Genomic DNA, 10586 nt, shown 5'->3' on the forward strand with positions numbered 1-10586 from the left:
CCAGGGGCCGCGATGGGGTTTCAAAGGTTTTCATACAGAACCTAGTAGATGTGGTTGAGAAAACTAACACCATGCTTACAGGGCACAAGCATGGTGTTACCCCTCCTTCTGACAACGCGGCGGAGTTTCATCAAACTCAGAAATTGCTGCTAGCCTTATCAACAGATGCGGCCTATTACTGAGAAAGTCCCCTAGATAGGATTTCCAACATTCTACCGTACTCCTCTTTCCGCCTAACAACATGAAGATTTTCCAATCCGGCGGGAACACACTTCAACAAGTTGCACTTGCCTATGGCATCGTCTGAAGCCAGCAAGAGATTTGCTGAAATTTTGCTTTCAGAATGTGCTATATCCTTATCGGTTGGGAATGGAACAATCAGCGGGCGCTGGTCTTTGATTGCTGCCCGGGATGCATGCAAGCTTCCACCTACCAAATCCGACTGGATCATTATCACTCCGCGAGAAAGGGCGGACTGGGTCTTGTCCCTGATAACAAAGTTGGTTGGAGTTGGCTTTATATCGAAACCAAACTCCGACACCAATGCTCCATCGCTGGATAGTATTGATGTCGCTAGCTCTACATTCCGCGACGGTGAGATAGTTTGCAAGCCATGAGCCATGACAGCTACTGTTTTGCCTCCCGATTCGATTGCCTGCTTATGTGCAATGCTATCGCAACCCAATGCGAGACCACTTACGATCGCCCATCCCTGTTGAACCATCCAATCCGTTATTCGCTTTGTTATTTCTTCACCATGGGCTGTAGGCTCTCTTGTTCCAATTACAGCTACCGAGGGGATATTCAGCGCGTCTATATTTCCTTTGACATAAAGAACCGCAAGACGGACCCCAGAGGCCACCAAGATCTTCGGAAATTCAGCATCCAATAGGCTAATGATCCTCGTGTCGTTCTTGAATGCCATATCCACCTGAAAGTCGGCATACCGCCGAGCCTCATCGTACTGCTCAACAGTCAAGGAATTTTTACGCAGCTCGTAGGCGTACTCACAAAGCTCAAGAGTCGTCTTCAGTGGATAGGAAGTAAGCCCCAGCACCTTTTCAATCGTGCTAGGCCCAACTCCCTTTAACCCACTCAGGATCAAAGCATTGTAAGCGTCATCGCTCGTCATCTTATTTCTCTGGGTGCTGAGATTGTGTGCGCCAGGCTAATGCAAAACACCTCTTGCGCGCCATTCTCCCTACTGTATTTGTCCATATAGTAGAGAGTCGCCCCTGTGGTGACAACATCATCGATCAAGAAAACTAATTTATCTTCGAAGTCGTCGTCGCCTACCGACAAGCAGTCACGGACATTTTCAAACCGCTGAATTTGGGACAAGTGTTCACCATGATGGGATCTCGCCTCTGCAGAGAACTCAAATGCTTCAGGAGCGATTTCAACCGAGCTGTTTGACAGAGGGTTCTCATCGCATGAGGCCCCGATCAGTTCAAGAAAGTTCTCCATTCGAGGCGGTCTGTCAGCTTTTGTGGGTGCAACTGTGATTAGCACGCTGTACCGTTTAAACATGTGGCTCGGGCCTTTTCTTTTTCTGTACTGCTTAATTTGGTCATCAATTGCATCTCGGACGCACTCCGCCCATTCTGCCGGGAAATTATCAGTATCTTTGAATTTCACAATCTCATCAGTAAGAGCATGCCATTGCCGTCTTTCTTTAAGCGCCTTATGTTCTGTGAACAATCTACCCAAAGAAATAACCTGCAGCGGGTGCCTCGCATCTGCTATAGACTTCGGCGGAAAGTGTCCAATCCGGCACACTCTCCCAAAGTAAGTTCTGTTTGAGTCGCCGCCTTCTACTAGTCGCTCGAGGACTGGGAGCTTCTGCTTTATGTCAACAATCGCTTCGTAAACTGTTTTTTCCTTGACAACTGACGCGTCAGGAATTCGCTTTCTCGCTTCATAATTCTTTTGGTCTTCGAGTTCGGCCAATACCACACGAATTCCTGCGCTGTAAGCCGCTTCGACATCCCCGAGGTCGTCACCCACTAGCAAAACTGCTTGACCTTGAGTGATACCACAGTCCTCTGCAGCCAAATAAATCCCTTCCGGATCCGGCTTCGTGTGTTTCACGTCTTCGAATGCTACGACGGAGTCCCACTCGATTTCTGGGTAAACTTCTTCCAAGACAATATTGGCGTATTCCTTAGGTGACTTGGTAAAAACTGCCAGCTTGATGTCTGGATTGTTATCTCGCAGATCTTCAAAGAACTCTATCGACAACAATCGACGCTTCTGCTCTTCGATCTTAGCAACCAACCGATCTTTGTAATTTTGACTTTGCCCGCCTAGATGTGCGCGACCTCGAAACTCTTCCAGATCATCAGTTGAAGCCAATGTGTTATCTAAATCAAAAATCACCAAATTAAACATCCCAAATTCCCTTTGTGCAGTCAAAAGAAATACAGTGATGCCTAATGGCCATCAATGTCAATATGGCATTAGCGAATCCGGTCCACCCAGCCTCATGTTTTGACTGTGAACAGCTCCGCCATGCAGGTCGTGTACCGTTGGCTGAGCAGATCCCGCTTCATCCTCCAATCCGGCGCGACAGGCACAGTCGCGACCTTCAACGTCCCGCGCCCCCAACGCCCATTGATCTGGTCCAGCACCGGCATAACCTTTCCGAAGCCGGCTGCGCCACCCAAAACAGCTCATCGGTAATTCACGAGGCTGTCGCAGGTCCAGAAACACATGCTTTGTCACCACCGCATTAGCGGCAATAACCGCGCCGATGCCCACGTTTACGCCCTCAAAAACCACTGCACTTTGGCCGATACAAACGTCGGGGGCCAATGATCGTGCTGCTCCCTTCGATTTCGTATCGAAGCTGAGTGTCGGTGTATTGAAAGGGGGGACTACTTACCCAGTTCGTTGAGGGCTCATTTCTCTCAGGTTCTTCATCCTAATGAGAGCTCGGTTTGAGCTTTGATCTGGCAGTATTCACTCTCGTTATCGGACTTCGTCAAAGTGCAATCATACCTGTCGAAATGCCCGGTTCGATTCCACTATAATCCATAAACAGCTGATTTATTTATAGTTACTCTATGAGGTACGGCACAAAATCCACCAAATTCCAGCCCCGCGAATCCCCTGCCCTTATAGCAAGAAACCGTCCGTCTGGTGCCGCACCATGTTCAAAGCCCCGCAATGCGGGGCTTTGCCGTTTCTGGGGCTTTGTTTTGGCACGGTCAAAACACGGAAAGTGTCCACAAAAGCCCACACCCAAGCATTCCAGGACTTGCCTCAAAAAGATCCGGGATTGCTCAGATGCCTATCAAACGCCAACGCAGCCTCTGTCAGTTTTGCTACATTACCAAACGCTTTCGCCTTAGTGCCCCTTGATCCTCTCAGCTCTGACGCTATCAAGCATCTGATGGATGCCTGGCAATGCCAGCGACCTCGCCAGCCGAGATACATCTCGATTGAACCGAGCTTACTTGATAAAACTTCAACCATTTAGGCCCTGTATCTCTTATTAGAGCCTCTCTTGGCTGCGTATCAACGATCTTGCATCAGCTCTCGATAGAGAGTGATGTAGTCGGTAACCATGCGCTCAGCGGTGAAGTACTTCCAGTAGCGATTTTCTGCTCGCAGCCCCCACTCATGAGCCTCCTCCGGATGTTCCCAGATGTATTGCATCGCATTTCTCAATGCCCCCGGATCGCCCGGTGGCACAACAAGCCCGGTTTCACCGGAGACATTGATAAATGTGGTACCGGTACCTATTTCGCTGGAAATCATCGGTTTTCCATACATCGCGCCTTCCAACAAAGAAATACCGAACGCTTCCGAGCGCAAGTGCGAGGGAAAAACGATGGCGTAACTCAGCTCCAGCAGCGCCACCTTGTCGCTGTCAGGCAACTGGCCGAAGAAATGCACATTATCCAGTCCCAAGGCTTGAGCCTGCGCTTTCAGTTCGTCCTCAATCGGCCCGGCGCCGACTATGACGATGGGGAACTCAGCACCTTTGGCTGCCTCCAGAAGGATATGCAGGCCTTTGTAATAACGCAGTACACCTACGAACAGGAAAAACCTGGGCCCCACCTTCTCGCGCCAACGCCTGAGCTTTTCCGGATCGGCCATCGGGTAACTCTCGCGGTCTAGACCAATGGCAATGACAGAAACCTTGTCCCGGTAACGTGCCAATACCTGACTGGTTGCCAAATAGTTAGGCGAAGTCGCCACGATGCGGTCAACATCGCCCAGGAACAGTCGCTTCAGAGGGCTATAGAACTTCAGCAGATATTTCTGACGGATGATATCGGAGTGATAAGTAACCACCGTGGGCTTTTTGATCCGGGCAACGAAATGCACCACGTCCATAAAAGGCCACGGAAAATGATAGTGAATGACATCAGCCCGGCGCGCGAGTTGGTAGAAACGCCAGAACGCCGAAAGCGAAAACCCGGTGGAGGCAATTTGCAAATCCATCCTCGCGTGATGCACTAGGTATCCCCCGACATCAACCGTACGAGGAACCTGTTTGCTCGACAAGGAAAGCACATCCGTTTGCACTCCCAGCTTGGCGGCACCCAGACCGATTTGATGGATGACCTGCTCAATTCCCCCCATCGACCAAGGTACCGATGTCTTATAAAAATGAAGTACTTTCATGAGCTCCTAACAACCGCCTCCATGCGCTCTATAAAGGTTCTTTTCGAAAATTTTGCGGCTTGTAACTCGCAAGCGCTTCGCATCGCAAGCGCATTCGCCGGCTGCAAGCCATTGATGGCTTCGCGTAGAGACTCCACATTCAACTCAGGGTCCAGCAAAAAGCCTGTAACACCATGAACCACAGTCTCCATCAAGCCACCTTCACGAACGCCAATCACCGGTTTTCCAGCAGACATGGCTTCCACGGGCGACATCCCGAAATCCTCATCCGTTGGCACATAGATCACCGCTCGAGCACCTCCCACGCAGGCTCGCAGGCTGGCTTCATCCTGCCAGCCGGTGAACCTGATGTTGGATGCACCGGCAGCCAGTTGCCGCAGACGCGGCTCATCCCGACCACCAGAAGCAATCACCAGTTGCTGATCAGGCAGACCTAGAAAAGCCTGGATGATGCTATCCACTCGCTTATGCGCCTCCAACCTAGCCAGGGAGACAAAGTAATTGCCCTGCCCGGTCCATTTGAAACGCTCGGTATCTACAGGTGGATGAATCACCTGTGACTCCAGCCCCACGTGCTGGCGTAGACGCGCACGCACGTTTTCAGAGTTGCTGATCACACGATCCATACGTGACAGCGCGTCTTCGTAGCGTCGCTGCAAGGCATCGAAGGCAATCATCGCCAGCGGCCGCAACGGCGGGGCAAAGCGCTGCAGATAACGTTCGCGCCAGTCATAGATATAGCGCGGCGGAGTGTGACAATAGTAAATACGCCCACCGCTGATCTGGTTGGTGACCGCCAAGGGTGCATACAGGCCGCTGTAAATCACGTTCTGCGCGTCGCGCAGAAAGCCGGTACGCAAGGCAAAACACGCGAGCGCCTCGGCTACCCTGGGCAACGCTCGCGTACCGACCCCTCCCAGACAGCGCAGGCTCTCCGGAGCCAATGCCTGTTCTACGGCAAGGTAACGTGCCTGCTGGAAAATCCGCGAGACCACCAGTTGGTAGCCAGGCAAGCCAGCAGCCAGATCGATGGACAAGCGCTCCGCGCCGCCGCTGACCTGCAAATAATCGTAGAGAATGTAGTTGCTCATCGCTTACCCCGCCCACGCCAGCAAGGGGGCGAGCCGTCGAGGCCAGGAAGCCGACTGCGCATATTGCTGATAGCGCGCAGCCTGACCGGTTTCCTCCAACGCGGCCTGCACGGCTGCAATAAATTCGTCGCTCGACGAACACAGCACGGCGGGGCTGTCCAGGCTTTCCAGTTCCGCCCAACGGCTGGACACCACGGGTAAGCCACAGGCCAGGTACTCATAGAGTTTCAGCGGATGAATGTGTGAAACCAGTGGGCTGCACGTTTGCGAATGAAAGGGAATCAGGCCGACATGGGCGTGGCGAAGGTAAGCGGCCAGTTGCTGGTGAGGCCTGACACCAAGGAAATGCACGTTGGCCGCCATGCCGCTCGACACGTTGGCACAGGGGCCTATCATGACGAAGTTGACCTGTGGAATCGCCTGCGCGCAGGCCTGGACCAGTGTCAGGTCGACCCAAGTGCTGATATCGCCAACAAACACAGCAATAGGTCCCGATAGCGCAGCATATTCCTCCGGCAACGCCGGCTGCCCGGAGAAACGCTCGCAATCCACGCCATTGGGCAGGTACATGACCTCACGCGCGCCATGCTCCGCAGCCCACTGTGCCATGCCTCGCGACGCCGTGACCACCAGATCGGCCCGCGCCAGCGCCCGCATTTCACTCTGCCGAGCGCCGGTGGCGTAGCCATCGAAGCCGGCGTTGTAGTCAGCCAGACGCACGACACAGCGCTTGTAGCGGATCTCATCGAGCCAGGCGGGTTGGTAGATGCTGTCCAGAAACAGAACATCCACCTCCCCAAAACCGGCGTCACGCACCACCTGACTGACGTTCGGCCAGCTCAGCTTGTTCCAATGGGAAAACAGCCATGGCGCGCGGAAAAAGCGCCGATTGGAGGGAGCCAGTAGCGAGAATGGCACGTAATGCCACAGTTTGCCGCCAAGATCGCGCTGGCCGCCGGTACGATACTCGCGCAAACGCGCTTGAAATACCGGAGAGTCCGGCCGTAGAAAGTTGAGCGGAGTGATCGGTGCCGCGACATAGGCCACCTCCCAGCCCTGCTGAACGAACTGGCCAGCAATGGCATGACTACCCACGCGCATCGGCGAGCTCCAGCAGTGAATGCCGATATGCAACACGCGTTTAACCATGGGCGGACTCCAGCAGACGCATGCTCCAGACACAGAGCGCAGGTACATCACGAACACGGATCACCTGACTTTCCACCTTGCAGCCATAAGCGGGGGAGTACGTGCCGATCTCCAGGACGCTCTGTCCGGCCGATATCTTCAGCCTGACCCGCCGACCGCCAGCGACCAGCAGCCAGTCCTGGCCATCACGCTGCGCCTGTACCTGTGGAGCCAACGGAAAAGCCAACTCACCTGTGCCGGCATGCTCATCGATCACCTCAAATCCACCCTCGATAAACGCCACAGCACGTCGATGTGTAGCCGCAAAGCCGTCATGTTCGCCAACGAACCCGTCTTCGTCAGCCCGCAGCACCCGGGTGGGCGCCACCCGTGACAGGCTGAACAAACCGGTGACACCCGCCAGCCAGCCATTCTGCTCACCAGGCTCGGCGGTCAAGGTGGCGTGCGCGCGGTTGGAGCGCAATGCGTTACGCTGCTCCGGCAGCGCCGTATAGACATACGTGCCCGGGTCGACAATGAACGGTACACCATCAAAGCAGGCCTCCAGCGACAACTGGTCGTTATGCGCATGACCGCCATTGCCCAATTGGCCCACCGAGCCGCAACGCAGCGACAGCCAGAGCCTTGGGCGACGATAGACATACAGGCCAAAATCAGCGAATGCACACAGTACCGGTAGCGGGGCTTCGGGCGCCCCAACTTGCCCTTGCTCCAGAGGACCGAGCAGTGCCCGCAGGATCAGCCCATCCAGTGACGCGGGAGGGGTATTCACACCCTGACGCAACTGCGCCACACAGTCGATCAGCACGCGATGGCCATCGCCCCAGGGCTCGTCATGCTGCCTGTCTGGAGTGAGTTTGAAGAAGCGTCCGCTATCGTTGTCACCAACCTGTGCGACGCCACCATCCGGGCGAGTAATCGCCCGGGAGAAATCGCCCATGCGCACCAGGTGACGCAAAGCTTCGGCGGACTGCAGCGTGTAGGTGGCCGGCTCGCTACGCTGCGCGGGCAACACGCCCGGACCTGAGGCATCCAAGCCGCCATGGAGGCTCGCCGGGCTCAACGCCTGCAGGCGTGCTGCGACACGGTGCGCCAGCCCAGCGGGAAACAGCACCAGCTCTGCAGACAATCGGTGGTAGCTGGTGGAGGCCTCGAAGTTGCTACCGTCCGCCTGGAACTGCACGAACATTTCCTTGCCCAGCTCATTGGCAGCCAGCATCAGCCAGGCATCACTTTCCTCACTCGGCGGCAGGTAGGCGGCGACAAACAGCAGGCCGGCCAGATTGGCCAGATAGTGGTTGCTGCGCAGATGGGGGAACCACTCCAGGTGGGTGACAATATGTCGACCGTGGGCCACTACGCTGCGCTTGAACTCTCTGTCGAAAGCCGGCGAGAAGTTCAGACCGGCGGCGATAACGATGTCGTAGGCAAGCAACAGGTTGGCGATACGAATGCCCACGTCCATGGTGCACGACCAATTGACGCCAAATCGCGGTGGGTTGGCGGCGATGAAATCCAGTACCTGGTTCTGCAGCTCCTGACACAGCCGCTGCGAGCGCGCTTCGTCCCCGGCCAGCTTTTCTGCAGCCGCCGCCAGAGCCATCCTGGGCGCGTGTTGCATGCGCGCCAGTTCCCAAGGCAGCTTGACATCGGCGCCAGGAGCGTTGCCGTAGCGAATCAGCGCCGAAGGGGTGACCGGCGACCAGCGATAGCCGGAACGAAGATCCACATGCCAGTCGATGGCCTGGTAACCAGGCGTGATCAGACTCCGCAGGCGCGCCACGTGGCGGCGGTTGGCCGGATTGATGCCCGCGCTCGCCGGCATGTCGTAGTGGTGCCCCTCCAGTCCGGCCGCGCGAAAACCGACAGCCGGCTGCACGTCCCAGGCGCCAAGCAGGTCGAAGCGGTGTTCCAGCAGACGCTCGCTTTCGGCAGCCAGCGTCTCCCGCCAAGGTTGCAGTTGGTCCGCGCTGAACGGGGGTATCAGCGCTTGCAGCGGTTGTTCGTCAACCTCACCGCCAAAGGTGGACAGAAAGCGGTCGCGCGCCTGCAGTCTGATCCCGGCCCAGTTGCGCAACACGTAGGCAAACAGGCGACGTGCGATTTCCGCGGGCGGATGGCGTAGCAGACGGCGGATACGGGCCGGCCAGCTCATGAGCAGAGCCCCTCAAGAGCGGTGACGATCCGCTGGGTATGATGACGCCAGGTATGGTGCTGCAACACTTCCTGACGCGCCCGCTCGCCGAGGGAACGTCCGAGCTGTGGCTGCTCCAGCACATATGCCAGCCCCTCGGCCAACGCCGCAGGCTGGCCCGGTTCGACCAGCCAGGCGCTGCCGCCATGCTGGAGAACTTCCTGAATCTGCCCCAGCGCGGAAGCCACGATCGGGCGCCCCATGGCCATGTACTCGAAGAGTTTGGTAGGCGAGCCAAAGAACGGCGTCCCATCCGGATTCGGCACATGGGGCGCGGCCAGCAGGTCACAACAGGCCAGGTAGTCAGGTGCCTGTTGTTGCGCGACCTGACCGGTGAACAGGCACTGCCCCAGTACGCCAAGTCGCTTGGCGAGTTCCAACGCTGCGGCATGCCGAGCGCCCTGACCAACCAGCAGCAAGCGCAGGTCGTCGCGACGGTGCCGTTGGTTCGCCAGCAGCAGCGCAAAGGCTTCGACCAGTTCCTCGGTGCCATGCCAAGGACCGAAGGTGCCGATAAAACCGATCACCGTCTTGCCCTCCAGACCGAGGGTGCGTCGCAGATCCGTGGCGTTGATATCCGGATGGAAGGTGATCGGGTCCACGCCATTGGCATTGACCAGAATCCGCTCGGCAGCCAGACCTCGGCCGAGCAGTTCCTGACGCAGTACTTCACTGACTACCACAATCAGATCAGCGGCTTGCAGGTTGAGCCGCTCGACTTGCTCGGACAGTTCCAGATGCGCCACCGGCGTGCCCCAGTTCTGGCTGATCCAGACCTCGGAACCGTTGTATTCGGTCACCAACGGTGCATTCAGCGTCAATGCAAGCTTGGCGCCAGCATAGTTGTTCAGGCTGTAGCGCTGATAAATGAACGAAGGTCGCGCGCAGCCCAGTACCGCGCTGATCTCGTCGCTGGCCGAGCCGCTGAACAGCAGCGCCGGCACTTCACGGAAATCCCAGAACGTCGGAGCGGGCAACAGCGTGCGGACACTGAGGGTGGAGTCGACAATCGGATTGGCGGCCGTCGCGAACACCAACGGCGGCATCCCCGTGACATAGCCCAGGTTGTTGACCACACCGGCCATATGGGTGACCGAGCCACCGACCTGGGTCGAAAACCATAAGTCGGTCTTCAGGTACAGACACGGCGCTCCGGACTGTAGCGTTGGCGCACTGCGGCTCTGGGCGCGGATCAGTAGCTGCGCCAGTTCGCCGCTGATCGAGGACAGCAGCCTTGGCAGGCGAAGCGCTTCGCGGAGCGTCACCAGTGCCTGGCGCACCAGGGCAACGACACCGACCCGTTGTTGCCGCTGCTGCGAATCGATAAGGGTGGCCTGGCCATGGCTGAGCAGGCGCAACGCGGCCATCACCAGCAACGGCCGTGGACGCAGGCCCAGGTGCGGCAATACCAAAGTCACCGAGGCATAGCGCAACAGATGGTGACGCATCCCCGGGCCGCGCACGGTGGCGGCGAAATCAGCGTGGGACCAGGTTTCAACGCAAGCCGGTAGCGGCAG

9 protein-coding genes and 1 pseudogene are annotated in these 10586 nt (G+C 56.7%); 2 read left to right on the forward strand and 8 right to left on the reverse strand.

Translation table 11 applies throughout. The features are described 5' to 3' along the window. Positions 1-182, forward strand: a pseudogene (locus K675_RS33580) (hypothetical protein); the annotation flags it as partial. Here K675_RS33580 and K675_RS0110205 read toward each other — a convergent pair. From K675_RS0110205 to K675_RS0110215, 3 genes are all read right to left on the reverse strand, one after another. Next, positions 176-1132 (reverse strand): DNA-processing protein DprA, encoded by a 957-nt coding sequence (locus K675_RS0110205; RefSeq protein ID WP_017903420.1) that lies wholly within the window; start codon positions 1130-1132, stop codon positions 176-178. The pseudogene K675_RS33580 and the gene K675_RS0110205 sit on opposite strands and share 7 nt — an antisense overlap. Then, complete coding sequence (locus tag K675_RS31830) at positions 1129-2391, reverse strand: HAD-IA family hydrolase (protein ID WP_017903421.1); 1263 nt, start codon at positions 2389-2391, stop codon at positions 1129-1131. The genes K675_RS0110205 and K675_RS31830 overlap by 4 nt, the downstream gene beginning before the upstream one ends. Positions 2392-2483: 92 nt before the next feature. Then, a complete protein-coding gene (locus tag K675_RS0110215; RefSeq protein ID WP_017903422.1) occupies positions 2484-2636 on the reverse strand; it encodes a DUF4113 domain-containing protein in 153 nt (50 codons plus the stop codon). A 515-nt stretch (positions 2637-3151) separates the two neighbouring features. On the opposite strand from K675_RS0110215, the gene K675_RS32950 reads away from it, so the two are divergent. Next, entirely contained in the window at positions 3152-3481 is a 330-nt protein-coding gene (locus tag K675_RS32950) for a hypothetical protein (RefSeq protein ID WP_157383923.1), read from the forward strand. Between the two features lie 38 nt (positions 3482-3519). Here the strand turns inward: K675_RS32950 and K675_RS0110220 are convergent, their stop codons facing one another. From K675_RS0110220 to K675_RS30605, 5 genes are all read right to left on the reverse strand, one after another. Continuing rightward, positions 3520-4635 carry a glycosyltransferase family 4 protein gene (locus tag K675_RS0110220; protein ID WP_017903423.1) on the reverse strand — a complete coding sequence of 372 codons (1116 nt, stop codon included), beginning with the start codon at positions 4633-4635 and terminating at the stop codon, positions 3520-3522. Next, positions 4632-5726, reverse strand: a complete 1095-nt coding sequence (locus K675_RS0110225) for a glycosyltransferase (RefSeq protein ID WP_017903424.1) — start codon at positions 5724-5726, stop codon at positions 4632-4634. Before K675_RS0110225 ends, K675_RS0110220 begins: the two co-directional genes overlap by 4 nt. A gap of 3 nt (positions 5727-5729) precedes the next feature. Next, positions 5730-6875, reverse strand: a complete 1146-nt coding sequence (locus K675_RS0110230; protein WP_232434417.1) for a glycosyltransferase — start codon at positions 6873-6875, stop codon at positions 5730-5732. Then, on the reverse strand, positions 6868-9030 hold the full coding sequence (locus K675_RS0110235) for a heparinase II/III family protein (protein WP_017903426.1): 2163 nt from the start codon (positions 9028-9030) through the stop codon (positions 6868-6870). Before K675_RS0110235 ends, K675_RS0110230 begins: the two co-directional genes overlap by 8 nt. After that, the coding region (locus K675_RS30605) for a glycosyltransferase (protein ID WP_017903427.1) at positions 9027-10586 on the reverse strand (1560 nt) is incomplete at its 5' end. The genes K675_RS30605 and K675_RS0110235, both read right to left, overlap by 4 nt.

The sequence above is a fragment of the Pseudomonas fuscovaginae SE-1 genome, assembly GCF_000364705.1.
In the GTDB taxonomy this organism is placed as follows: Bacteria; Pseudomonadota; Gammaproteobacteria; order Pseudomonadales; family Pseudomonadaceae; genus Aquipseudomonas; species Aquipseudomonas fuscovaginae_A.